The 24120-nt window shown below is 61.7% G+C and carries 21 protein-coding genes; 8 read left to right on the top strand and 13 right to left on the bottom strand.

The features are described 5' to 3' along the window. Positions 1-164 precede the first annotated feature (164 nt). Positions 165-764: a TetR/AcrR family transcriptional regulator gene (locus CXR25_RS02505; protein ID WP_226838945.1), complete on the top strand. Its 600-nt coding sequence runs from the start codon at positions 165-167 to the stop codon at positions 762-764. A gap of 54 nt (positions 765-818) precedes the next feature. On the opposite strand, the gene CXR25_RS02500 is transcribed toward CXR25_RS02505, so the two are convergent. The 7 genes from CXR25_RS02500 to CXR25_RS02470 all read right to left on the bottom strand — a co-directional run bounded on the left by CXR25_RS02500 (position 819) and on the right by CXR25_RS02470 (position 7182). Further along, positions 819-1778: an alpha/beta fold hydrolase gene (locus tag CXR25_RS02500; protein WP_009881664.1), complete on the bottom strand. Its 960-nt coding sequence runs from the start codon at positions 1776-1778 to the stop codon at positions 819-821. A gap of 9 nt (positions 1779-1787) precedes the next feature. Next, positions 1788-2477: a TetR/AcrR family transcriptional regulator gene (locus CXR25_RS02495; RefSeq protein WP_125240380.1), complete on the bottom strand. Its 690-nt coding sequence runs from the start codon at positions 2475-2477 to the stop codon at positions 1788-1790. 49 nt (positions 2478-2526) lie between these two features. Then, positions 2527-3552 (bottom strand): phosphotransferase family protein, encoded by a 1026-nt coding sequence (locus CXR25_RS02490; RefSeq protein WP_096161059.1) that lies wholly within the window; start codon positions 3550-3552, stop codon positions 2527-2529. After that, a complete protein-coding gene (locus CXR25_RS02485; protein WP_125240379.1) occupies positions 3549-4772 on the bottom strand; it encodes an acyl-CoA dehydrogenase family protein in 1224 nt (407 codons plus the stop codon). Before CXR25_RS02485 ends, CXR25_RS02490 begins: the two co-directional genes overlap by 4 nt. Positions 4773-4853: 81 nt before the next feature. Then, on the bottom strand, positions 4854-5855 hold the full coding sequence (locus CXR25_RS02480) for an NADPH:quinone oxidoreductase family protein (protein WP_125240378.1): 1002 nt from the start codon (positions 5853-5855) through the stop codon (positions 4854-4856). Between the two features lie 29 nt (positions 5856-5884). Then, positions 5885-6667, bottom strand: a complete 783-nt coding sequence (locus CXR25_RS02475; protein ID WP_125240377.1) for a glucose 1-dehydrogenase — start codon at positions 6665-6667, stop codon at positions 5885-5887. A 35-nt stretch (positions 6668-6702) separates the two neighbouring features. Next, a complete protein-coding gene (locus CXR25_RS02470) occupies positions 6703-7182 on the bottom strand; it encodes a MaoC family dehydratase (protein ID WP_125240376.1) in 480 nt (159 codons plus the stop codon). Positions 7183-7326: 144 nt separating this feature from the next. Here CXR25_RS02470 and CXR25_RS02465 point away from each other — a divergent pair, with 144 nt between their 5' ends. Beyond that, on the top strand, positions 7327-8286 hold the full coding sequence (locus tag CXR25_RS02465; RefSeq protein WP_096158161.1) for a phosphotriesterase family protein: 960 nt from the start codon (positions 7327-7329) through the stop codon (positions 8284-8286). 59 nt (positions 8287-8345) lie between these two features. After that, positions 8346-9743, top strand: a complete 1398-nt coding sequence (locus CXR25_RS02460; protein ID WP_114385141.1) for an MFS transporter — start codon at positions 8346-8348, stop codon at positions 9741-9743. Between the two features lie 73 nt (positions 9744-9816). On the opposite strand, the gene CXR25_RS02455 is transcribed toward CXR25_RS02460, so the two are convergent. Further along, positions 9817-10611 (bottom strand): SDR family oxidoreductase, encoded by a 795-nt coding sequence (locus CXR25_RS02455; RefSeq protein ID WP_101598703.1) that lies wholly within the window; start codon positions 10609-10611, stop codon positions 9817-9819. Between the two features lie 95 nt (positions 10612-10706). On the opposite strand from CXR25_RS02455, the gene CXR25_RS02450 reads away from it, so the two are divergent. Beyond that, positions 10707-12242, top strand: coding sequence for a class I adenylate-forming enzyme family protein (locus CXR25_RS02450; RefSeq protein ID WP_125240375.1), 1536 nt, complete (start codon positions 10707-10709; stop codon positions 12240-12242). Between the two features lie 63 nt (positions 12243-12305). Here CXR25_RS02450 and CXR25_RS02445 read toward each other — a convergent pair whose 3' ends face one another. The 4 genes from CXR25_RS02445 to CXR25_RS02430 all read right to left on the bottom strand — a co-directional run bounded on the left by CXR25_RS02445 (position 12306) and on the right by CXR25_RS02430 (position 16630). Then, positions 12306-12815, bottom strand: a complete 510-nt coding sequence (locus CXR25_RS02445; RefSeq protein WP_241212410.1) for a nucleotidyl transferase AbiEii/AbiGii toxin family protein — start codon at positions 12813-12815, stop codon at positions 12306-12308. A gap of 270 nt (positions 12816-13085) precedes the next feature. Further along, positions 13086-13625 carry a type IV toxin-antitoxin system AbiEi family antitoxin domain-containing protein gene (locus tag CXR25_RS02440; protein ID WP_125240374.1) on the bottom strand — a complete coding sequence of 180 codons (540 nt, stop codon included), beginning with the start codon at positions 13623-13625 and terminating at the stop codon, positions 13086-13088. Positions 13626-13740: 115 nt separating this feature from the next. Then, positions 13741-16152, bottom strand: coding sequence for an ATP-binding protein (locus tag CXR25_RS19190; protein WP_338027630.1), 2412 nt, complete (start codon positions 16150-16152; stop codon positions 13741-13743). A gap of 40 nt (positions 16153-16192) precedes the next feature. Next, positions 16193-16630, bottom strand: coding sequence for a hypothetical protein (locus CXR25_RS02430; protein ID WP_009881680.1), 438 nt, complete (start codon positions 16628-16630; stop codon positions 16193-16195). 163 nt (positions 16631-16793) lie between these two features. Here CXR25_RS02430 and CXR25_RS02425 point away from each other — a divergent pair, with 163 nt between their 5' ends. The 4 genes from CXR25_RS02425 to CXR25_RS02410 all read left to right on the top strand — a co-directional run bounded on the left by CXR25_RS02425 (position 16794) and on the right by CXR25_RS02410 (position 22320). Continuing rightward, entirely contained in the window at positions 16794-18173 is a 1380-nt protein-coding gene (locus CXR25_RS02425; RefSeq protein WP_125240373.1) for a cation:dicarboxylate symporter family transporter, read from the top strand. Positions 18174-18513: 340 nt separating this feature from the next. Then, the gene (locus CXR25_RS02420; RefSeq protein ID WP_125240372.1) at positions 18514-19911 is read left to right on the top strand and encodes a DUF2971 domain-containing protein; all 1398 of its coding nucleotides are present in this window, start codon (positions 18514-18516) and stop codon (positions 19909-19911) included. Positions 19912-20113: 202 nt separating this feature from the next. After that, positions 20114-21295, top strand: a complete 1182-nt coding sequence (locus CXR25_RS02415; protein ID WP_125240371.1) for a YbfB/YjiJ family MFS transporter — start codon at positions 20114-20116, stop codon at positions 21293-21295. A gap of 113 nt (positions 21296-21408) precedes the next feature. Continuing rightward, positions 21409-22320, top strand: a complete 912-nt coding sequence (locus CXR25_RS02410) for an LCP family protein (protein ID WP_125240370.1) — start codon at positions 21409-21411, stop codon at positions 22318-22320. A 2-nt stretch (positions 22321-22322) separates the two neighbouring features. On the opposite strand, the gene CXR25_RS02405 is transcribed toward CXR25_RS02410, so the two are convergent. Continuing rightward, the gene (locus tag CXR25_RS02405) at positions 22323-23870 is read right to left on the bottom strand and encodes a hypothetical protein (protein WP_241212379.1); all 1548 of its coding nucleotides are present in this window, start codon (positions 23868-23870) and stop codon (positions 22323-22325) included. Between the last annotated feature and the right edge of the window lie 250 nt (positions 23871-24120).

Here is a 24120-nt window from a genome sequence, read left to right as displayed (position 1 = left end):
AGTCCTTTGGTCTCCCCTCAGGGCTGAGAAGCCAGACAGGCCTACTTGACGTCGTCATGAGATTCCTTCCACAGTGACCACCGCAATACCCTCTAGAGCAATACAGTGTATTGGCGACTTGAGGTCACTAGCGTAAACTACTAATACGGCGTATTGGAAGGGGGATGATGGAACTTCAACCACCAGAGGGCATCAGCAGCAGAGAAAAGATCCTGTGGGCCGCCGCGACGATGCTCGGAGAAGAGCCCGGAGCGATGATGAGCGTGCGGGCAGTTGCCAAGCGGGCCGGAGTGAGCACGGGTTCGCTCCAACACCATTTCCCCACCAAACGTGCGCTAATGGATGAGGTGATCGCTCGGGTGTATGACCTGATCATTCCCGTCGACGCAATTCATGACACCTCGATACCTGCACGGGAGAGACTCGTGGCATGTCTGCAACGGCTTCTCGTATCGGCCGGAGCCGATCCACGAGACGCGTGGCGTGAGACCTTCGACCGTTACATCGCAACCGAGCCCTCGGAAGGGGCCAGGGCACAGTACTTGGCCAGCGAACGAGAGCTTCACCGCCGCATCGAATACTGCCTGAATACCCTCGAGGACGAAGGCGCACTGCTGCCAGGTGACAATGCTCGACGAGCCCGTATCCTCTTCACCTTCGTCAACGGGCTTTCGATCGCACAAGCACTGCCCTCTGACGACACGCAGCTGCCCACCGAGGTCGAGACGCTGTATGCGGTCGCCGATTGGGTCTTATCGCAATGACTATTGATCGCCAGCGGCGCGAGCACCGTCGATAGGCACCTGCCCTGCCTGCACTTATGAAGCCGCGTGCTCCCGCACCCGCTCGAGGACGGCACGTGCGATGTCCTCGGGCCGTGATTCCGGGAGCCAGTGCGAGGCGCCCACAAGTGGGACGAAACGGTAAGGGCCCTCGACGTAGCTGGCGCTGAGTTCAGCCGATCCGCGGGTGAAGGCAACATCCTCGCTGCCCCACACGAAGGTCGTGGGAACAGTGATCGGAGTGCTCGCTGTCCGTTCGCGGCCATCAGCGGCCTGATAGTACTTGAGGACTGAGAGCATCGCGTCGGGTTCGCTCAGCCGCTCCACGTAGGAGGCCGCCATGCCGTCGGGGACGTCACCGCCGTAGAGTTCGATGAGGCGCTGACCGTCGTTGCGCAGCAGCGTCCTGGCTACGCCTTCCGGGTGGTCTTGGATCGAACGCATATAGGCCATGCGCTCGTACTGATCCGGGTCCGCTCGCACCTGCTTGGCATGGGCGATCGGGTGCGCAGTCGAGACGACGGTGCTGGTGAGCAGCCGCTCGGGATGGTTGGCCGCATAGTGCCAGGCGACCATCCCACCCCAGTCATGACCGACGAGGTGGAAGCGCTCGAGCCCCACCTCACGTGAGATCACATCGAGATCGGCGACGAGGTGAGCCATCGTGTATTCGTCGACCGATTCGGGGCGCACATCGGGCGAATAGCCCCGCTGGTCGTAGGCAACGATGCTCATCCCCTGCTCAAGAAGGAGCGCAGCCGTGGACTCCCAACAGGATGCGAACTCCGGCCACCCGTGCAGCAGCAGCGCATCGCCGAGGGCCGGGTCAGGGCGGGCAGGAGTGGCCCGGAAGCCGCGGAAATCGCCGCGCTGCGTTCTCACTCTCAGTTCCCGCGCCTCAGCGGTGACCGGCAGCTCGGCCAAGCGCGCTGCCACCGAGCCATTGTCGAAGGGATGACCGATGGGTTCTTCGTGTGACGTCGTTGTCGTTGTCATTGCTGACTCCTAAGTGCGGCGGGAACCGTCGGCAGGGATGCCCAGTGCGTTGAGCCACAGCTTCGTTGCGGTCTCCACCAAGAGCTCATCAGTGCCCCAGCCCGGTTCGTTCAATGCGTACTTGTAGAACGCCATGCGTCCGACCATCAGCGATAGGGCTTTGGCAGACATGTCAGAATCAAGACTCGGATCGGCGAAGCCTTCATCCTGAAGCTTCTTGACCCACTTGCTGTTGCGTTTGGCGAAGGCCTGCCCGCGATTGAGACGCAGCTGCCGGAACTCCGGATCAACCGATGCGACCTGCTCCAGCAGGAGCATGAGCCTGGCATTGCGCTTGTACGCCTCGATGTAGGCCCGATTGCCGGCCTCGAGCGACTCCACGACGGTGCGATTCTCATGATGCTCCTGCGGAGGTCCAGGATGGAGCATGTCCTCCTGGGCCTCCTGCAGGACCGCGGCCAGCGCCTCTTCTTTGCTGTCGAAGTAGGTGTAGAAGGTACCCGTTGAGCACTGGGCTTCCTTCGTGATGTCCGTCAGACGCGAATCGATGAAGCCGTCGCGCTCGAACACGGCACGGGCAGCGGCGACGAGGGAGGCGCGAGTGCGCAGTCCGCGCGCGGTCGTCGGGAGGTCACGCTTCGGTGCCGCACCGCCGTGTGCAGGCGGATTCTCACCGTGTTCTTCGTTCTTCGACATCATCAGCCCATCATACGATCCGCCGTGTCGCCGTCAGCTGGCGTCGAACCCCTCATGATGCCAACCCGTTCTCTCTGGCGACATCCCAGCCGTGGTCGATGAGCGCTTGGATGTTCTCCGGCGTCGGGGTGAAGCCGGCGGCGTTGGCGGGGTTGTCGAGAACCCTGCGATAGACGCCTTCGGCGATGATGGCGACCTTCCAGACGCCGAGCACGTGCCAGAAGCCCAGGCTCTGCCCGCTGCGCCCGGACGCCTGCAGATATTCCGCGGTCATCTCGGCTCGAGTCGGAAAGCCCTCGACCATCGATGCGGCGAACATTCCGCCGGGCATTTCGCCTGCCTGAGTCCAGTAGGCGAGCGCACTGCCGGTGTCCGCCAGCGGATCGCCCAGGGTCGAGAGCTCCCAGTCGAGAACTGCACGGATCTCTCCGCTGCGCTCATCGATGATGACGTTGCGGACGTGGAAGTCACCATGGACCAGCCCGATCTCGTCCGAATCGGGCTGGTGCTCCACGAGAAGCTGGGTGAGGGCGTCGAGATCGGGCCGCTCCTGGGTTCGGCTCTCCTCCAGCTGCCGAGTCCACCGTTTGAGCTGCCTCGGCGCGTAGGGCCTGCGCGAGGCCAGCTCGCCCAGTCCCACAGCATCGATATCGACGGCGTGGACCTTCGCCAGCGTCCGTGCCAGGTCGAGGCCGAGCCTGCGCCGCACCTCTGGACTCAGTGCCCGTGTGGTCTCCTCATCATCGACGACCGTTCCCTCGACATGCTCCATCAGGAAGACAGGGACGTCGGCGACACCACCATCGGTGCACACGCCGATCGTGGTCGGGACCGGAGCTCCTGTTCCCTGCAGCGCCGACATGATCCTGTACTCACGTTCGACGTCATGCGCCGAGGCGAGCAGCCGGCCCAGCGGGGGCCGGCGGGCAATCCAGGAATGTCCCGCCTCGTCATCGATGCGGTAGGTGAGGTTCGACTGCCCTTGACCGACCCTGGTTCCGCTCAGCTCTCCGGTGACCGGTTCGCCGATGTCGCGCATCCAGACGGCGAGCGCAGTCAGGTTGAGCTCGACGCTCATCCGGCTTCCCGAGCATTCTTTCGCCGGCGCAGCTCCCGCCGGGCGATCGAGCGCTTGTGCACCTCGTCGGGTCCGTCGGCCAGTCGCAGGGTGCGCAGGTGGGCATAGAAGCCGGCCAGCGGGAAGTCGTCGGTGACGCCACCGCCGCCGTGGACCTGGATGGCGCGGTCGACGATCTTCAGCGCCATCTCGGGGGCTTTGACCTTGATGGCCGCGATCTCCGTCGCCGCTTCTCTGTTGCCCACGGTGTCCATCATCCATGCCGCCTTGAGCACGAGGAGACGGGTGGCTTCGATCTCGATGCGCGCCTCGGCGATCCATTCTTGGATGTTGGCCCGCTCGGCGACGGGCTGGCCGAAGGTCACCCGCTGCTGGGCCCGGTCGATGAGCAGGTCGAGGGAGCGTTCTGCCATGCCGATCGACCGCATGCAGTGGTGGATGCGGCCGGGGCCCAATCGTGCCTGGCTGATGGCGAAGCCTTCGCCTTCACCGGAGAGCAGTGCGGACTTGGGCACCCGCACGTCCTCGAAGAGGATTTCGGCGTGGCCCTCGCGGTCCATGTACCCGAACACAGGCAGTCCGCGGACGATCGTGATTCCCGGAGTGTCCTTGGGCACGACCAGCATCGACTGCTGGCGGTGGGTCTCGGCGCTCGGGTCGGTCTTGCCCATGACGATGAAGACCTTGCAGTTGGCGTGGAGCGCATTCGAGGCGAACCACTTCCGACCGTTGAGCACGTAGTCGTCACCGTCGGAGGCGATGCTCATTTCGACGTTCGTCGCATCGGAGCTGGCCACGGCTGGCTCCGTCATGCAGAAGGCTGAGGCGATCTCTCCCGCCAACAGCGGCTTGAGCCATTTCTCTTTGTGCTCGTCGGTCCCGAAGAGGGTGAGCACTTCCATGTTTCCCGTATCCGGGGCATTGCAGTTGATGGCTTCGGGCGCGATCTCCGGGCTTCGCCCCGTGATCTCGGCGAGGTGGGCGTACTGCACGTTCGTCAGCCCCGCACCCCATCCCTCGTAGGGCAGGAACAGGTTCCACAGTCCCCGGCTCTTCGCCTCCCGTTTGAGGTCCTCGAGGATCGGCGGGTGGAAGTTCGGATCCCCGGCCTCCGCACGCTGCTGGTGGTAGACCGACTCTGCCGGGTAGACGAATTCGTCCATGAAGGCGTTGAGTTTGTCCTGGTATTCGCGGGTCTTCTCGTCAGGTGCGAAGTCCATGGTTCCTGCTTTCTCATCAGTTCTGATCGGTAGAGCGAAATGTTTCAGTACAGCGAAATTTTTCGGTTCTGCGAAAAATGCTCACCTCGCCGAGGCGGCTGGATCGTGCTCGTCTCCGTTGACGTCGAGGAGCACTTTGCCTCGAACCGAGCGGGAGTCGATGATCTCGAGTGCTTTCCCTGCCTCCTGCATCGGCAGAACAGCGTGGGTGCTCGGGTTGAGGATCCCCGCTGACAGGTGCGGCCACAGCGACTCCCACTGCTGAGCCACCATCTCGGGCCGGCCGGCCAACGCGGCACCCCAGCCCACGCCTGCCACGGAGATGTTGTTCAGCAACAGTCGATTGACCTTCACTTCAGGAATCTGGCCCGCGGTGAAACCGAGCACGAGGAGCGTGCCGAACGTCGTCAGGCACCGCAGGGAATCGGTGAACCGGTCCCCTCCCACGGGGTCTGCGACGAGGTCGACCCCGTGTGGGTAGATCTCTTTGACTTTCGTCTTGAATCCATCGGCGAAGACCACATGCTGAGCGCCGAGGTTGGTCACCGTTTCCGCCTTCTCCTCAGTCGAGACGACGGCGACGACCTCGGCTCCGTAGGCGAGCGCGACCTGGACCAGTGCGCTGCCGAGACCGCCGGCAGCACCGTGGATGAGGACGCTCTGTCCTGCCTCAAGGTTTCCTCGTACACGCAGTGCGAAGTCGGCTGTGAGCAGGTTCATCGGCATTCCCGCCCCGGCTTTTAGGGACACAGTCTCCGGCAGGGGCAGGACGCTCGCGGCGGGGACTGCCATGATCTCGGCGTAGCCTCCGGTGCCGGCGACGCCGAGGACACGGTCTCCGACAGCGAAACCGGTGACTCCTTCTCCCACTTCGCGTACCATTCCGGCGACCTCGGACCCCATTGTGTAGGGCAGGGGCGGCTGCATCTGATATTGCCCGCGGGATTGCAGAAGTTCGGGGAATGTCACGCCTGCGTAGGCGACGTCGATGAGCACCGTGCCCGGCTCGGCCGTGGGTGCTTCGACGTCGGCGAGGGCCAGGGAGCTGGGCCCGTCGGTGGCGTTGAGCTGTACTGCCTTCATAAAATCTGCCCTTTCTTGTTCGCTTCGCCCTAGAGGCCCGTTGATGCGACGACGCCGCCGTCGACGACGATGGTCTCGCCGACCACGTAGTCTCCGGCGCGTGAGGCGAGGTAGGTTGCAGCCCCGGCCATGTCTTCGGGTGTGCCGATGCGTCCTGCGGGGACACGCTTTTGGATTTCGTCACCGTGGTCGCGGGCGTCCTTGTTCATCCGTGAGGGGAAGGCTCCGGGGGCGATTGCGTTAACGATCACCCCGTCTGGGGCGAGTTGAGCGGCAAGCCGCTTGGTCAGGTGGATGACTCCGGCCTTGCTCGCGTGGTAGCTGTACGTCTCGTTCGGGTTCGTGCGGATGCCGTCGATGGAGGCGATGTTGATGACCTTGGCGAGATGGTCGCCACCGGCAGCCGCTGCGCGCAGTTCGGGAGCCAGATTCTGGGTCAGGAAGAACATGGACTTGAGGTTGAGGTCCATGACCTTGTCCCAGCCGTGCTCGGGGAACTCATCGAAGGGTGCACCCCATGCGGCTCCTGCGTTGTTGACGAGGATGTCCAGGCTCGACTCATGCTCCCGCAGTCGCGAGACGACGGCGTCGAGTCCCTCCGGGGTGGAGATGTCGCCGGGGATGGATGTGCAGGTCCCCTTCTCAGACATCTCAGCTGCCGCTGCGTCGCATTCCTCGGCCTTGCGGGCGGTGATGTAGACGCGCACGCCGAGTTGGACGAATCCTTCTGCGATCATTCGGCCGATGCCGCGCGAACCTCCGGTGATGAGAGCGCTGCGTCCGTCGAGGTTGAAGAGTGTTGACATGTTCATGCGGATTCCTTCAGTCGTGTGGGGAGGCTCGGGTGTCAGACTTCTGCGCCGTGCTCGGTGAAGAAGCCGATCGATTCGGCCACGCACACGGGCTTGTCGATGCCTTCGGCTTCGAAGACCTGGGTCGTCGTGATCTGGGCGGAACCGGACTTCTTTCGCTCCACCTCGGTGACGGTGGCATGCATACGAACTCGTGAGCCCACTGGACGGGGATTCGGGAAGCGGACCTTGCCGTAGCCGTAGTTGAGGCTGTGCGCGAAGCCGTCGAAGGCCATGAGTTCCTCCATGAAAGCCGGCCCCAGGGAGAGCGTGAAGAGGCCGTGGCCGATGGTTCCGGCAAACGGTCCTGCCGCCGCCCGTTCCTCGTCGACGTGGATCCACTGGTGATCATTCGTCAGATCGGCGAAGGCATTGATGTCGTCTTGGACCAGCACATGCCAGCCGGTCGGGCCGAGCTCTTGGCCGACAAGCGCCTCAAGATCGGCGATCGAGGTGGGGCGAATGGGAGTTGTCATGGTCTGCCTTTCTGTGGGTGCCAAGCCACACTTGAAATTGAGTTCATATTCGATAACGTAAGAGTAGCCGTGTGAGCCGCATCACTTCAAGTGGCAGTGGCATCTGGTGCACGGTCGAGCCACGTATGCGAAGGAGCAGCACCTATGGCACAAGTGCAGACTGTCACCGGCCCCATCGACAGCAGCAGCCTCGGCAGGACCCTCGTCCACGAGCACATCTTCATCGTCAACGAGGAGATGCGGCAGAACTACGACATGGGGTGGGACGAGGAGGAGAAGATCACCGACGCCGTGGCGAAGCTCAATGATCTCAAGGCCGCAGGCATCGACACGATCTTCGACCCAACCGTCGTCGGACTCGGACGCTACATCCCCCGGGTTCAGAAAGTGGCGGAGCAAATCGATCTCAACATCGTCGTGGCCACGGGACTCTACACATTCAATGATCTGCCGCATAAATTCGATCACCACGGCCCGGGGCTGCTCATCGATGAGCCGGAGCCGCTCGTCGGTCTCTTCGTTACTGATATCGAGACCGGCATCGCAGACACAGGGGTCAAGGCGGCGTTCCTCAAGTGCGCCATCGAAACACCCGGCCTCACCCCTGGAGTCGAACGCACGATGCGCGCCGTCGGTCAGGCGAGCGCGCAGACCGGTGCGCCCATCACGGTCCATACGAACCCGAGCACCGAATCGGGCCTGGTCGCACAGAGAGTCCTCAAGGAGGAGGGCGCAGATCTGAGCAAAGTGGTCATCGGGCACTCTGGGGATTCGACCGATATCGACTACCTGATGACGATCGCGGACAACGGATCCTTCCTGGGGATGGATCGCTTCGGAATCGATGCCTATCTCCCGACCGAGCAACGCGTGGAGACAATCGTCGAACTCGTCCGCCGCGGATATGCCGAGAAGATCACTCTCGCTCATGACGCATCGTGCTATATCGACTACTTCACGCAGGAGGAGAAGGAGACAGCGCAGCCCAACTGGCATTTCCGTCACATCAGCGACGAGGTCATTCCGACTCTGCTCGAACGTGGCGTGAGCGAGGACGACATCGACACAATGCTGGCGAAGAACCCGCGCCGCTATTTCGAGTGACATCACAGCCACGACACACATCACCCACCGAGCAGTCTTCAACGAACAAAGGACGCCACATGCCCCCAAACTCCACCGCGAACCTCAGTCGCAGAGACTCAAAGGTCCACGCCGGAAAGCACGGCCGACTCCGCGCGGCCGGACTCGTCGGCTCATCGATCGAATGGTACGACTTCTTCCTCTACGGCACTGCCGCCGCACTGGTCTTCCCGCACGTGTTCTTTCCCGATGCGGAAGGCATCAACGGCATACTCCTGTCGTTCTCAACCTTTGCCACAGGCTTCATCGCCCGACCGATCGGCGGGCTACTGGCCGGCAACTACGGTGACAAGCTCGGCCGCAAACCCATGGTCGTCATCTCGCTGATGGGAATGGCGATCTTCACGTTCGCCATCGGGTGCCTGCCGTCGACCGGAAGCATCGGCCTCATGGCACCGATCCTGCTCGTGACCTGCCGCTTCCTCCAAGGCATGGCCTGTGGTGCTCAGTGGGGTGGCCTTGCGCTGCTGCTCAGCGAGTCGGCAGGACCCAAACACCGAGCATTCTCCGGTTCCTTCATGCAGGTGGGAGTCCCCTGCGGAGCCTTGCTGGGCAATCTCGTCTTCGTCATCGTCTCCACGTCCATCAGCCATGAGGCTTTCGTCTCCTGGGGTTGGCGAGTCCCCTTCTGGGCCACCGCGCTCCTCGTGCCGGTCGTCATGTACATCCAGCTCAAGATCGAGGACTCCCCCGAGTTCGAAGCGCTCAAACGCGAAGTCTCGGAAGTCTCGGCACACAAACCCGCTGTCGTGCGTGCACCGCTGTGGCAGGCAGTGAAGTCGAACTGGAAGACGATCCTGCTCGCCTCCGGCACACTATCGGCCACCAACTGCGTTTTCTACATCACGATCGCCGGTGCCCTGTCCTACGGCACGACGTACCTGGGTATGGATTACAACAGCATGCTCATTGCGGCCATGCTCTCCACCGTCGTCGCGATCCCGGTGACCCTGCTCGGCGGCAGGTTGGCCGACCGGATCGGACGTCGACCGGTCATCATCATCGGCGGAGTCGGGATCCTCATCTGGGCCTTCCCCTACTTCGCTCTCATCAACGCAGCGAACATGGCCATGTTCACGATCGCGGTCAGCGTGGCAGCCATATTCCAGTCACTCGTCTACGCTCCGGTCGCCTCGTATTTCGGGGAGCTGTTCGCACCGCAGATCCGCTTCTCCTCGGTGTCCTTGGCCTATCAGCTCAATGCGATCATCGTGTCGGGCTCGACACCCATCGTGATGACTTGGCTGATCGCGAAGATGGATGGTTCGACTGTGGGCATCGCGCTCTTCGTCTGTGCCACAGCAGTCATCACCATCGGCTGCGCCATCGCTCTGCGAGAGACCAACCCCAAGGAGGTCAGGCAGTCCCCGACAGCCGTGCCCGGCGAGCACCTCCACGCCAACAGCATCGGAGGCTGAGGCCTCAGACCCAGATTGAGCGGGCAGGGACGACCCCTGCCGCTCAATCATTTCCGCAGTGGCATTCAGCTCATCAGCTCCCCTGCAGCTTCGCCTGGTAGCGGCGCATTCCGCGGATCCAGCGATCGTAATCGGAGCCCTTCATGCGGTACATGTCGAGGACCTCGGGGTGGGGCAGGATGAGGAAGGTCTCAGCTTCAATGGCGGCCATCACGGTCGTGGCGACGTCTGCCGGCTCGAGGACGTTGCCCGCCTCTGCGACTGCTCGCTGCCCGGTGAGCGCCGTGCCGGTGACGGCGTCCGGATGATCGCCCCACAGGATCTTCGTGTTCACCCCCATGGGTGCGAGCACGGACACCCGCAGCCCCTCGTCCCCGTAGGTCACGGACAGCCATTCAGCGAAGGCGAGGGCGGCGTGCTTGGTCACCGAGTATCCGGCCGATCCGATCTGAGTCAGCAGTCCCGCCGCCGAGGCGGTGGCGACGAAATATCCTTCCCCACGTTCCTGCCACTGGGGCACAAGGCGTTCGGCCGCGCGAATGTGGGCACGCAGATTGACGTCGAGGATCCGGTCCCAGTCGCCGTCACCGCCAAGTCCGGTGACTCCGGCGATCCCGGCATTGGCGAAGTAGAGGTCGATCTGACCCAGTTCCCGTTCGGCAGTGTCGATCAGTTCGGCCACGCCGCGCGCAGAGGACACATCCCCCACCCAATGCGGTTGGTTCAGTGCTGCCGCAGTGCTGGCAACCTCATCGGCGAGGTCGGCGAGCAGCACGCGTGCCCCGCGCTCATGCAGAGCCGTTGCCACTGCGGCACCGATTCCTCCTGCCGCACCGGTGACTATGGCGTTGCGTCCTTTGAGCTCCATCGACTCCCCTTCTTCCGCATTTCCCCACCTCATTGTGTGATGGGCCTCACCCATCTATAGTTGAACCCGCACTCAGTTTCAAGTAAAGGAGTCTCATGGACGCGACCCTGCGCACCTCAATCATCGACCTGCTTCTCCCCTGGGCGGAGTCGATCCCCGATTCCATTGCGGTGCGCACTCCCCCAGGCCCGGACCGAGTTTCGCTGACCCAGCGTCGCTTTCTCGGTGAGATCGGTGCTGCGCGTGATCGCTGCCGTGCGGCGGGGCTTGCCCCCGGTGATCGCACGGTGCTCATCGCCCCCTCGTGCCCGGAGTTCCTCATCGAGTTCCTGGGCGCGCATGCGGCCGGGCTGGCGGTCGTCGCCGTCAATCCGCTCTCGACCGCCCGGGAACTGGGTTACATCCTCGAGGATTCAGAGGCCCTGCGACTCGTGGCCCACCCGGCCATGGCAGAGGCAGGACAGATCGCGGCCGATGAGTCCGGCATCGGATTCGAGACTCTGTCGCTGGTCGGCGATGAGGGGCCGAGCATTGCGCTGGGAGATGATGGCGTCGCCGATTTCGATCGAGTCGACTTCGAATGGGATGCACTCGCTGCTCTGCTCTACACATCCGGCACCACGGGAAAGCCGAAGGGGGCCATGTTGTCCCTGGGCAATTTCATCGCCACCACGGACATCGTCAAGGAGATGACTCAGACGACGCCGGAGGACCGCAACGCGACGGGCCTGCCATTGTTCCACGTCTTCGGTCTTGCCGATATGGCGCTGCCCGCGCTCAGCGCCGGCGCGCCTCTCACCCTCTTCCCGCGATGGGACCCGCAGGCCTTCGTTGACACCCTTGCCGAGGACGAAGTCTCGATCATCTCGGGTGTACCCACCATGTGGATGTCGGTGCTGACGAATGCCACTGCAGTTGAGACCCCGCGACTGCGCCTCATCAGTTCCGGCGGTGCGGCGATCGCCGGAGAAGTCATTCGCAAGGTCGAATCACGCTTCTCCGCGCCTGTGGCTGAAGGCTATGGGCTCACGGAGACTGCCGGTCTGGGCACGTTCAATCCGCTGTTCGGGACAAGAAAGATCGGAAGTGTCGGCCTGCCCACTCCCGGTTTCGAGGTCAAGGTCATCGATGTCGACGGCGCAACGCTGTCGGCTGGTGAGGTCGGCGAGGTGGTGCTGCGCGGACCGGCGGTCATGCTCGGGTATTGGAAGAAGCCCGAAGCCACCGCCGAGGTGCTCGATGACGAGGGCTGGTTCCGCACCGGAGATCTCGGCAAGCTCGATGACGACGGGTACTTGTTCATCGTCGACCGGATCAAGGACCTCATCATCCACGGCGGCTACAACGTCTATCCCCGCGAGGTCGAAGAGGTCCTCTACGAGATCCCCGGAGTCGCCCAGGCCAGTGTGGTCGGCACCCCGGATGAGAAATACGGGCAGCAGGTCACCGCCGTCATCGCCCGGACTCCCGGCTCCGATCTCGACGCGGCAGAGGTGGAACGGGTCGCCAGGGAGAATCTGGCTGCTTATAAAATTCCGCGGATCATCGAATTCCTCGACGAGCTTCCCAAGGGACCCAGCGGCAAGATCCTCAAGCGCGAGATCGTGGCCATGTATACGAAGAGTTCGTGACGGCAGGGGCCAAGGGAGCAATGCCGGAAGGCGTGCTGGCAATCACCGCCCATAATCGGGCTTTCACGTTACTGCAGCTGCATTAATGGACGTAATTATCTGCGTAAGCCACTCTCGCGCCGAACCGATATCTGCCAGCACCAGTGAGTCTCCATCGATCTCTGTCTCTTCGCGGGAGAGGTTATATGCGGGCTCCCAATCGTCCATAGGGCGCAACGGCACCGGAGGCCACTCCTGTGCGCGGCGGAAGTTGAATGTGCGCACGCAGAATTCTCGCACGGAGTCCAGCTCAGGCTCAGCGGCCCAAAGCAGCTGCAGATCCACTAGGTCATGGGCGCGGGAGTAGTCGGGATCAGTCAACGCGTGGATCTTCTGCGCAATCTGGTACTCCAGGTCGATCAGCTCGACTGGCTGTAGCGCTCCGAAGCCAAATCGACTACTCAACTCAATGAGCTCGCCGTCGATCTGGCGACGGGTATGAGCATGCGGCTCGATCTCAGGATCGGACACTTCCAGATCGAGACCACCCCATTCCCTGCCAAGGAAGGACAAAGTAACCCGGTAGGGGTACATCACGTACTGAGGCTGAGCAAGCCCGGGGTCGTGCAGCGGCCGAGACTTCAAATCCGCAGTAAACGCCACGCGTCCCGGCGCGTCAGGATCCTGTTTACGTGCACCCTTGGTCGCTGGCACCGTGCCCCAGCCTGGCGCGGGGCAGCATTTGGGACACGATCAGCGTGCAGAGCATTCTACGCACACGAGCCACAGGCACCCCAAGGTCTCGAGCAGCTTCTTCCACACGCGTGTTCAACTGCGCAAAGTTCAAAGGTGGTGTCGCGGTGTTCATGCAGCGTCCTGCGGACCTGTCAGATTCGCCGCGTCGTGGTTGTCGATCAACTCACGCTGACGCGCCTGCTCGACCAGCGCTTTCCACCGCTCCGACGGCATCCTGTCATGCACGTCCACGAGGGCGCGACGAACAGTGGTCGCGGGGATACCTTCGTAGTGCGTCAGATCCTCTTCGGGAACATCCACCCGCGTCTCGAGGTCAACCCACTCGGGAAGGGCTCTGCGCACTCGGCGACGGGTCGCCACCCGGATGCGGTGTGGATTGAACTGTCCCAGGCCAAGCAGATCGAGCACAGTCTCTCGATCAAGGAATGCTCCGTCACCGGCCAGCGCTGCCGCCGCCGCCGGCTCGGTCAGGTCTGTCGTGGGCACACTACGGTGGATATACACGCCTTTGCCATACGCCCGCAGCGCGCCGCGGTGGGCAAGCTTGCGCACCTCAACTGCGGGCACTCCTGCATCCTCAGCTTCGGCAATCGTGACGACACCGTGCTGTTCTGCAGCGATCTCCCACAGATCGTGCCGGTAACTCATGACCCCACCTCTCCCCTTGTGCCAAAAGCGTACCACTTTCGGTACGGTTTTGACAGCCTCGGGGAGTCGAGTCGTCGGGAACATCTGCTTCAGCCCACTTATAGGGGCTTCAACATCACACCCACCGATACTCATACTCAGGCCGCCCCGGCGTCCCGTGCCGTGGCTGCTTGACCGCCTGCTTCGTCTTCACCAGATGCTCCAGATACCGGCGCACCGTCACGCGTGAAAGATCCAATGCCGTTGCAACCTCGGTCGCTGATACCGCCGAGGAAGCATCCCGCACGACACCAGAGATCGCCGTCAGAGTCTCCTCGATCAACCCCTTGGGCAAGCGGCCCGAGGAGACCGAACGCAGGGCGCTGAGCGCGTTGTCCACCGAGGCCTGCGTGGCCAAGGAACCGGCGCCGGCACCGTCGAGGTTGAGGCGGAAGTCCCGCTGGTTCTCCAGCTTCTCGCGGAAGATGGTGAAGGTGAACGGTTTGATCAGATACTGCGTCACCCCGCTCGAGATCGCGGACCGGATGACCTGCAGGTGGCGCACCGCAGTGATCGCGATGATGTCGGCACCGTAGCCTCTAGCGTTCATCCGCTTGGCCACGTCGACCCCGTGCGAATCGGTGAGATTCATGTCCAGCAGCACGATGTCGACCGGATACCCACTCACTCCGAAAGACTCGAACTTCTCGAGCGCATCGTGACCGGACAGGCAGGTGCCGGCGACGACGAATCCGGGCACCCGGCGCACGAAGTCCGCGTGAGCCTCGGCAGTCATCGGGTCGTCTTCGACGATGAGCACACGCAGGTCGCGTTCATCGGCCATCATCGCCTCCCCCTGTTCGTTCCCTGCATCTTTGCTACCCTCGCCGAGGCTATCGGCAGTCAGCGGCAATGTCACCGTGAAGATCGCTCCCCCGTCGGATTCGACCTCGAGATCACCGCCGAGCCTCGTCACAGCCTGGCGCACCAGCACCAATCCGAACCCGCGCCCACCGGATCCAGCCGGCGCGGCCTTCGCAGAGGTGCCGAGATGGAAGATCGCGTCGATCTCCTCCGTGTCGATCCCCGGCCCCGAGTCAGCAACCGTGATGATGAGCTCCCCGTCGGTGGCAACGAAGTCCGCCCACACATGTCGCTCTTCAGAGTCCGCTGCAGCATCGAAGGCATTGTCGAGGAGGTTACCGGCCACGGTGACCAGGTCACGAGCGTCCAGGCTGCTCGGCGGAAGCTCACCGACAGCGGTGACGGTCAGCTCGATCCCGCGCTCGTGAGCCTGGGCGGCCTTGCCGATCATCAGTGCCGTAATAAATGGCTCGTCAAGGGAATCGACGAACGAATCTGTCAGCCGTTGGGACTCCTGCTGATCTCGAACCGCGAAGTCCAAGGCCTCCCGCGAACGCCCCAGTTCAATCAACGTCGCCACAGTATGCAGACGGTTCGAATGTTCATGAGTCTGGGCTCGCAGAGCCTCGGACAGGGTCCGCATCGTCTCGAGTTCACCGGTGAGTTCCTGAATGTCCGTGCGATCGCGCAGGGTCGCCACCGTTCCCCCAGAATCAGACGTTCCCCCGGAGCTTGAACCGAGCCTGCCACGATCCGGCTGGCTCGCCTGCTTCTGGTTGACCACGAGCACCCGGTCACGGGTCAGGTGGATCTCATCGACGGCATCCCGACCCGACGAAAGCAGAGCCTGCACGGACGAGGGCAGGGCCACCTCGGCGAGGGGAATGGGGGTGCGGTCATCGGGCTCGGGCAAACCCAGCAGCTCGGCGGCCTCATCGTTGTAAAGGACCAGTTGCCCATCATCGTCGACGAGGATGAGGCCCTCGCGCAGCGAATGCAGCGCGGAGTCGTAGAAGGCGAAGAGGGATTTGAGCTGCTCGGGCCCGTAGCCCAGCGTCACTCGGCGCAGATAGCGGCTGAGTATCCAGGAGCCCAGCCCACCGAGTCCGATCGCGGCGAGGCCGACGATAATGATCTGCGGCAGTGCGGCAGCCCGGGCCACCGACAGGGTCTTCAGCGTCACCCCGACCGCGACCATGGCCGTGACCTCGCCGGATGAGTCCGTGACGGGCACGATCGCGCGTACGGACTCTCCCAGCGTGCCCTCGTACTCCTCGACCTGGCTCTCACCGGACAGCGCTTGATCGATGCTGCCGATATAGTCCTTGCCCAGCTGCCGGGGGTCCGGGTGCGTGTAGCGGGTGCGGTCGCGGTCCATGATCGTCACGAAGTCGACCTCGGCGGTGTCGATGACGGTCAGCGCATAAGGCTGGAGCTGCGCCGTCGCATCGGCATCCTCCACCGAGGAGATGACGAAGGGGTCATGGGCGAGGGTCTCGGCGATGGAGAGCACCCGTTCCGAGGTCGCCTGCCGTGCAGAGCCCAGCGTCGAGACGTAGCTGGTGATGGACAGTGCGACGCAGACGACGGCGATGAGCGCCAGCTGCATGAAGAAGAGTCTGCGCGCCAATGTGCCGCTGCGCCGCCGGTGCCGGGTACGGCCGAGCGTCCCCGATGCCTTCACTGCCCAACTGCCCCTTCGTCGATGACGATGCCGCCGTCGACTACTTCTTGTTCTTCTTGTTCTTCTTTTTCTTGTCTCCGGTCGTGAACATCAGGGCCAGCCCGATTGCGGCCAGCCAGGTGTCCTTGGCCACGGCAGTGCCGGACTCGGAGGGGCGGATGCCGTCGTCCTGGGTCATGGAGTCGATGGAGAAGTAGTTCGCAACGAGCCCGGCGGAGAACGTCGTCAGCGCGGCTCCGGCGATGCGGGTGGGTACGAAGGGCAGCAGCAGTGCGGCACCGACGGCGATCTCACCGTAGGACAGGAACTTCCCGAACTGGGCGGGAGTCATCTCTTCAACGAACGGGACACCATTGGCAGCCATCTGCTGCAGGCCAGCGGCGGATTCCTCATCGAGGCCGAGTTTGCCGATGCCGGAGTTGAGGATGAACGCACCGGGAACGGCGCGCAGAAGTGCTGTATCGAGTCTCATGAGCATTCCCTTCGTTTCGTGATGTCGTACAGCCCCACAATAGTCGACGATGTGATCGCGGCCATGAACACTATGAACGCAACCGAGACAGCCGTCACAGTCTCTGGAATGCTCATGGAGAAATTCTTCGCGGCCCGATGTCGCGAGCACCACCACTCAAGGAGGAGACATGGCAACGTTGCCATCAGACAACACCGTCGCCGAGGCGGGCCCCACCCCACCGCAGCGCAAGAAGGACCGTACGCACTGGCTCTACATCATGGTCATCATCGCCGTGTTCGCCGGTGCCGCCATCGGTCTCATCGCCCCCGAGGCCGGTAAGGCACTCGAACCGCTGGGCAAGGCGTTCATCGCACTCATCAAGATGATCATCGCCCCGATCATCTTCTGCACCATCGTGCTCGGCGTCGGCTCTGTGGCCAAGGCGGCCACCGTCGGCAAGGTCGGCGGCATCGCCTTGATCTACTTCCTCATCATGGCCACCTTCGCCCTGGTCATCGGCCTCGTCGTCGGCAACCTCATCCACCCCGGCGAGGGCCTGAAGCTTGAACCCTATGAGGCTGCTGCCGGCGGGGAATCCAACGGCACCGTCGACTTCCTCATGAGCCTCATCCCAGGTAGCGTCCCGGTCCTGCCGACCCTGGTGCTCGCTCTCCTCGTCGGCTTCGCGCTGCAGTCGATGGGCAAGGCGGGCGAGCCCGTGCTCACCGGCATCAGGCACATCCAGGCCGTCGTCTTCAAGCTCATGATGATGATCATGTGGGCCGCCCCCGTCGGTGCCTTCGGTGCCATCGCCGCAGTCGTCGGAAAGACCGGTTGGGCCGCAATCGGTGCGATGGCGACCCTCATGGGAGCCTTCTACCTCACCTGCGCTCTGTTCATCGTCATCGTCCTGGGCTCCATCCTCAAGATCGTCACCGGCCTCAACATCTTCCTGCTGCTGAAGTACCTGGCCAGGGAATTCCTGCTCATCTTCTCCACCTCGTCCTCGGAGTCGGCTCTGCCGCGTCTGATCGCGAAGATGGAGCACGCTGGAGTCTCGAAGCCCGTCGTCGGAATCACCGTGCCCACCGGGTATTCGTTCAACCTCGACGGAACCGCCATCTACCTGACCATGGCTTCGCTGTTCGTCTCCACTGCGATGGGCATGCCGATGAGCCTGGGCGAGCAGATCTCGCTGCTGGTGTTCATGATCATCGCTTCGAAGGGTGCCGCCGGAGTCTCCGGTGCGGGACTGGCAACGCTGGCCGCGGGCCTGCAGTCACACCGCCCCGAACTCCTCGACGGCATGGGCGTCATCGTCGGCATCGACAAGTTCATGTCCGAGTGCCGTGCCCTGACGAACTTCACCGGCAACGCCGTGGCCACCCTGCTCATCGGCAAGTGGACCCACGAGATCGACATCGACCAGGCCCGTGCAGCACTCAACGGCTCCAGCCCGTTCGACGAGCTCTCGCTCGAGCCCGATGCCCACGGCGCTCCGGCTCCCGGAGCCTGGGATGAGAGCGGCGAACCTGACGAGAAGGAACGCATCGGCGTCACCGCCTGATCCGCACCCCACAGTAGAGCGGGCGGGTGCCGACAATTGATCGTCGACACCCGCCCGCTTTGTCTTTCCCTCACCGAGGTGGTCGCAACAGTTATGTCAGGGCTGGCGCACTCTGTTTTCCGCATATTGCGAGCTCCACATAGTCGCTCACTGATGACCAACCCGTAGGACTAAGGTCTCCGAAGATTCACCCGCTGAACAAGCATCAACAATCACTCCTACGGCCCGACACTTGATCAACCCAGCTAGCGGCAGTCCTAAGTGTGCCAAGTTCACCCGGGGCTTAATTGCTTGCACGCACACCCAAAGTAGTCATCAGCGAAGCTGAGAGACTATCTTCATGTCAAACGAAAACACGCAGAACGACAAGACTGATACCGCCCATCTGGATGAAGATGAGTCGGAGCTTCAAAAGATCGTCAGTGCCAACTCAAAAGCGTTCCAGCGAGCAGCAAGCCAACACAAGACTTGGGCACGTGCGGTCGGAGCAAATCAGGACCTACTCAAAAAATTAACGCAGACCGCAAATATCTCATCGGGTCTGTTGGGACCCCAAATCCAGGGTCTCATCCGCAATTCGTTGCCCGACTTAGGAATTTCAGCTAGTTCACTCGCACGCCAGAACATTGCTACTGGAATGGGTGTCGTTCCCTCGGCGGCCCGAGTTGCTATGGGACAAAATCTTGACGGTCTAGCACCCCGAATGCGGCTGCTCGAGGCTTTAGCGCCCGCCCCTCCATCCACGCTTTCAAAGCTGTATGAATCCTTGCTGCCCGACTTTGAGCTGATCCAGCAGAGCATAAATGAGTTGAACAGTCCTACTGCGACCGCCGAGACGCAGAGCTTTCTTACGGGAGCGGATGGGCCTCAGTACCGCGGTAATAGATCGGTCTGGCACTACACCAGCGCAGAAGCCCTAAACAATATACTGATCCAACATTGCTTATGGGCGTCGAGTCCACATCACCTAAATGACACTAGCGAGCTGACCCACGGCATCGAAACGATCAAATGCGCAATGGATCGCGCAGCGAAAGACGCAGATTCCTCAGATGATGCAAATCTGCAGACTTTCGCCGAGGTCTTTGACAAAGACTTTGTGGAAAGTGCGATGCATGAAATCTACTACTTGTCCGCCTCCACCGCCGCAGACAGCCTTACTCTTTGGAGAAACTATTCAACAAATTCTGGCTTCGCTATTGGGCTGCGACCGAAAAGCGAAATTAGCCCCGAAGGCGTGATCATTGACGGCCAAGAAGACCACTCGGGCCTTGGGCTGCCGGTTATTGCGAATTGGTATCGTGTCGAGTACATCAAGAGTAGGAAAGATGCCCTTGCAGATACTTTTGTGAAGAGCTCCCTCAAAGACATTGCGGCTGCAGGGAAAGAAGATCACGAACTAGTCATCGCGGAACTGCGCAAACACATGATTGTGCTTGCATCGACCATGAAACATCAGGCGTTCAAAGATGAACACGAAATTCGATGGATTACGACAAACTGGGCACCTGTTGATGTGGTGCATTACGAAGTCACAAACCGCGGTTTTGTGCCTGTTTTACACGTTAAAACTGCAGTTCCAGATGAAAAAGACCCATACCTCCCAATCGTTGCTGTCCGGTGTTCGCCAACAAGTTCGCAAACTACTGTGCGAACAGTTCAGGGATTGCTAAAGCAACGGGGGTACCGGAAAGCTTCAGCAGATGTCGAAAAATCCACTATGCCCTTTCGCGGGTAGGCACCGACGGATATCCAGTTCCGCTGGGCTGAACATTGACCCGTCAACGCCTGAGCCCCGACTCAGCAAGGCCATCCCGACGCGGGTGCCGATACTCCCCAAATGTGGGAGTATCGGCACCCGCGTCGTCTCGTTCCCACCCTCGCCGAGGCGGTCGCCCCGTTTTCGTGACATCATTCCCGAGGACGAGCGAACAGGAGGCATGACCGTGGGACCCAGTACCGGCAACGCTGTGAACCCCACCGCCTTCCGCGGCACGCTCGGCCTCGCGCTGGCGATGGGCATGGGACGGTTCTTCTACACCCCTGTTCTGCCCCTCATGGTCGCTGCCCTGCATTGGTCCACGGCGCCGGGTGCCTGGATCGCGACCGCGAACTATGTCGGATATTTCTTCGGCTGCCTGGTCATTGCCCGGGGCTGGGTGGACCCCGACCGCGTCACCTACCGGGTCGCTCTCGTTGCCTCCACCTTGTGCCTCTTCGCCGTGCCGGTGAGTGAAAGTCTCGCGTGGCAGGGTGTGGTGCGCACTCTCGCGGGCGTCGCCTCAGGTCTCATCTTCGTCTCCATCACCGGGCGCATCCCGTTCGTGGCCCGCCGACCCCTGGATTCCGGAGTCGTCTATGCCGGTGTAGGCACCGGCATTCTCATCTCCGGGGTCATCGTTCTGGCCGCCAGCAGTGTCCTCGATTGGCGCGGACTCTGGCTGGTCTGCGCACTCATCAGCGCCGTGTTCACTCTCATCGCTTGGAACTGGCCTCTGCCTGCCCGCAATAAAGACAAAGGCCAACCCGCACAGACCACTCCCCCACACGCGCAAACAGCAGACCTCGCGGCGAAGCCCAGCCAGCGCCGAGCCTTGGCTTCCCTGACCGCAGGCCACTTCTTCCAGGGGGCTGGCTACATCATCATCGGCACCTACCTCGTCGTTCTGGCCGAACCCGTCTTCGGCGAGAGCGCAGCCGCATCGACCTGGATCGTCGCCGGAGCGGCGACCGCGGTCTCACCTCTGATGTGGTCGAACGTCGCAGCTCGCATCGGCACCCGCCGAGGGCTTGCCCTGTGCTATTCGCTGCAGGTCGGCGGGGCCGTCCTCGCCGTCTTCGCCACCAACCCCATCCTGCTCTTCGTCTCCGCCATCCTCTTCGGCGGAACCTTCATCGGAGTGGTCATGATGGTCATCGGAGTGGGCACGCAGATGGGCATTTCAGCCGCGGCCGCGAAGCTGATGACCTGGTACAGCCTCGGCCAGATCGCCGGCCCCGCACTTGTGGCCATCGCCCTGAGCGAGACCATCATCGGCAGCTTCATCGCCGCCGCGATCCTTCTGGCCCTGGGCATGGGGCTCACGCTGTTCGGTGCGCTGAGCGGCACCACCAAGAAGTGACGCCGAGGAGGCACTGCCCTCCCGTGCCAACCCCAACGACATCTGTTGCCTCGTCCCCGCTATGATTGAAACTGCAGGCTAAGTACTGATCACACCGAGGGAGACGCACCGCGATGGCGAAGCTGAAGAAGATGGTCTCGGCAGTAGGGTCCATCAAGGACCTCAACAGCGCCCGAGCCGAGTTCGACGATGCCTCCCGCGTCTTGGCCGACGAAGCGATCTTCCCACCCGATGACATCCGCCCCGGAACCACCGATGCTCGCACGCTCCTGCTGCGGATCACGCATCCTGGTGAGGCACATGAAACCACCAGCCAGGGTGACACTTTCGCCATCATCCATATCCCTGAAGCCAATGACTTCGCGGCCGTGATGACGCTCAACCCTTCAGCACAGATCGAATCGGGCCTGACCTTCGCCGCCATCGCCGATGAAGGCGGGCTGCAGGTCATCGTCGCCATGGTTGAAGACATCCTCGGCGTACGCATCGATCACGTGGCCGAACTCGAATCGGCAGCGCTGGGCCAGGTCATCACCGAACTCGGCGGCCTTCCCGTCTACAGCCGCACCGCATTTACCGCAGGTGGCACCGACTTCATCGAGGGCACCAACCATCTCAATAACGATACGGCGGGTATCTTCACCACGGCCGACCCGATCGACGACGCCGGCCAGACTCGGACCCGCAATCAGCGCGCCGCGCTGCGCGCCATCATCCAAGCCCTCAAGACGGGCGGCTTGGCTAAGGACCCCAACAAGGGCGCGACAGTCCTCGGCCATTTCGCCACCGGCATCCATCACGATAAGGCCCTGACGACACTGGAGCTGGCCAAGATCGCCAACAGCCTCCGCCAGCTCGAATCAGATGACATCGCCGTCGTCACCATCCCCACGACCTCCCGCCGAGAAGACGACGGCACCGTCATCATCGACTTCGACGCCGAGGCTATGCCTGCGCTCAAGGGCGCGCTGGCTGGCAACGACCTACCCGACTTCTTCCGCTATCTGGTGTCGCTGGGGTACTGACGCTACTTTTTGCGCATGATGAACACGGTCACCGAGCTGCCTGCGATGTCGATGTTGAGCTCGCTGTCGCCAGCATTCGGGCTCGCTGTTGCACTCGCACTACCGGTCTTCTTCGGCCCGCTGTAGGGGATCGTGTCCGGCAGAGGATTGGCCGGAATCACCTTCGTCGCACTCTTCGCATCGTTGGACGGCCCATACACTTGGGAGGCTTTGTCCACTGAGAATCCTGACGGCATCTTCATTGTCACCGGATTGCCACCCACTTCGACAGCGTCGTTGGCGTTGATGATCGTCGTCACGAGTGTCTTCCCGTTGTCCTTCGACACGGTATAGGCACTCATGTTCCCACCACCCTTGACCGAGGTCGTGGTAAACGTTCCACCGATGCTCGGGACGAGCAGCCGCATCGCAACCAGGTGAGGTCGTCCCTGGAATGTGTTCGACGATTGACCGTGGTCTGCCGGATCGCAGACCAGTGACATCGGAGCTCCTCCATTGCAGGCGCCGAGCATTGAATGCATCCCCATGCGTTCCACGCCCAAAGTCGCAGAGTACAGAGTGTAGTCCGCCGCCCAGAGTGCTGATGCGTTGGTCAGTGAGGTGTCGTTTGTACCGGGACAGCTTGTTGGTCCTGTCTCTTCCAACCACAGCGGTAGGCCCGCAGCATCAGCTTTGGATTTGCCGATACCAAGCATTTTCTTTGCAACCTGCTTTGCACCTGGGTCGATTAAGTTCTGTGGCTCGGGACCCCGACCAGGCACCTTTTCAGAACCACATTCGTACAATTGATACCAATGTTGCGAGATTGCGGCCTTCTGCTTCACATCAGAATCAGCGAAGACGTCCATCCAGGTCCCGTCGTAGACATCGGGGCCAACAATAGGCGCATCAGGCCGCTTCTCATGGATCGCTTCTGCGTATGCCTCGAGCTGGTCCACGTACTTCTCTTTGTTCCACCCCTTGCCTCGTACTGCACCGTTAGGGACAGCTTCCGTGGTATAGCCGTTGGGTTCGTTGCCGATAGACAATCCCACTAACGAATCGCCAAGAATATCCACTGCGTGAACGGCCATATCGGTACCGCGTTTTGGGTCAAATTCTCCGAGCGGAATTCCCATCGTGACAGTCGAGCTCGTCGATTCGATCAAACGTTTCAACCGCTTGAGATCATCGGGGGTAATAACGACTTGATTCGAATCGTTTGGCTTCTCGCCGCTGGAGGACCAGAACACAAGGCGGTCAAGTTCATTTCCACCGAATCGCAAAGCAGGCGAACCAAGAGAGTTAAGAATTTCGTCAAGGTTTGATCGGTCAGGATCGAGTCGTTGATCTTTGAGGACGGTGGACTCAAAAGAAACTCCAATATTATCCTCCTGAAACACCAAGCCGCTTTTATCGTGTGAAGCAACAATAGAGGCTGGCTCTCCCTCCGGGTCGGAAACCCGTTCCTGAACGAAAGCAGCAGGCGAGGACGTCGTTTCTGCGCCAGTCGAATCGCTCGGAGAGGGTCCTGTCGTGCAAGCTGCCAACACAGAAGCAACCAGCAACACGCTAGCCGAAATAGTGCCTATCCGAGTCGGCAACATAAATATCCATTTCTTTCCCGAAAAACGACCCAAGTCGAACTCAGGAACCGTCTCACGAATACACTTCGCGCGCCACCAACTCTAACAATGCCAACTTTGGCCAAAGCAAGTAGAAGACTCAACAAACATGAGTACGCACGAATCAAACACCGTATCGGAAATAAGCAGGCGTTCAACAGATAAAAGTCTCAGCACACACCCAAAACCAAGCAAT

It is taken from the genome of Brevibacterium aurantiacum, from assembly GCF_003932995.1.
GTDB lineage: Bacteria > Actinomycetota > Actinomycetes > Actinomycetales > Brevibacteriaceae > Brevibacterium > Brevibacterium aurantiacum.
The sequence above is the reverse complement of the archived record's forward strand: the minus strand, read 5'-3'. Positions and strand labels throughout refer to the sequence as shown.

Bases quoted from the DNA above. Each gene is read 5' to 3' on its own strand.
- CXR25_RS02450 (WP_125240375.1), top strand. From the start codon at position 10,707: ATGGACGCGACCCTGCGCACCTCAATCATCGACCTGCTTCTCCCCTGG.
- CXR25_RS02460 (WP_114385141.1), top strand. From the start codon at position 8,346: ATGCCCCCAAACTCCACCGCGAACCTCAGTCGCAGAGACTCAAAGGTC.
- CXR25_RS02475 (WP_125240377.1), bottom strand. From the start codon at position 6,667: ATGAACATGTCAACACTCTTCAACCTCGACGGACGCAGCGCTCTCATC.
- CXR25_RS02445 (WP_241212410.1), bottom strand. From the start codon at position 12,815: ATGTACCCCTACCGGGTTACTTTGTCCTTCCTTGGCAGGGAATGGGGT.
- CXR25_RS02505 (WP_226838945.1), top strand. From the start codon at position 165: ATGATGGAACTTCAACCACCAGAGGGCATCAGCAGCAGAGAAAAGATC.
- CXR25_RS02425 (WP_125240373.1), top strand. From the start codon at position 16,794: ATGGCAACGTTGCCATCAGACAACACCGTCGCCGAGGCGGGCCCCACC.
- CXR25_RS02480 (WP_125240378.1), bottom strand. From the start codon at position 5,855: ATGAAGGCAGTACAGCTCAACGCCACCGACGGGCCCAGCTCCCTGGCC.
- CXR25_RS02470 (WP_125240376.1), bottom strand. From the start codon at position 7,182: ATGACAACTCCCATTCGCCCCACCTCGATCGCCGATCTTGAGGCGCTT.
- CXR25_RS02410 (WP_125240370.1), top strand. From the start codon at position 21,409: ATGGCGAAGCTGAAGAAGATGGTCTCGGCAGTAGGGTCCATCAAGGAC.
- CXR25_RS02430 (WP_009881680.1), bottom strand. From the start codon at position 16,630: ATGCTCATGAGACTCGATACAGCACTTCTGCGCGCCGTTCCCGGTGCG.
- CXR25_RS02455 (WP_101598703.1), bottom strand. From the start codon at position 10,611: ATGGAGCTCAAAGGACGCAACGCCATAGTCACCGGTGCGGCAGGAGGA.
- CXR25_RS02490 (WP_096161059.1), bottom strand. From the start codon at position 3,552: ATGAGCGTCGAGCTCAACCTGACTGCGCTCGCCGTCTGGATGCGCGAC.
- CXR25_RS02495 (WP_125240380.1), bottom strand. From the start codon at position 2,477: ATGATGTCGAAGAACGAAGAACACGGTGAGAATCCGCCTGCACACGGC.
- CXR25_RS02420 (WP_125240372.1), top strand. From the start codon at position 18,514: ATGTCAAACGAAAACACGCAGAACGACAAGACTGATACCGCCCATCTG.
- CXR25_RS02500 (WP_009881664.1), bottom strand. From the start codon at position 1,778: ATGACAACGACAACGACGTCACACGAAGAACCCATCGGTCATCCCTTC.
- CXR25_RS02440 (WP_125240374.1), bottom strand. From the start codon at position 13,625: ATGAGTTACCGGCACGATCTGTGGGAGATCGCTGCAGAACAGCACGGT.
- CXR25_RS02415 (WP_125240371.1), top strand. From the start codon at position 20,114: ATGACCGTGGGACCCAGTACCGGCAACGCTGTGAACCCCACCGCCTTC.
- CXR25_RS02485 (WP_125240379.1), bottom strand. From the start codon at position 4,772: ATGGACTTCGCACCTGACGAGAAGACCCGCGAATACCAGGACAAACTC.
- CXR25_RS02465 (WP_096158161.1), top strand. From the start codon at position 7,327: ATGGCACAAGTGCAGACTGTCACCGGCCCCATCGACAGCAGCAGCCTC.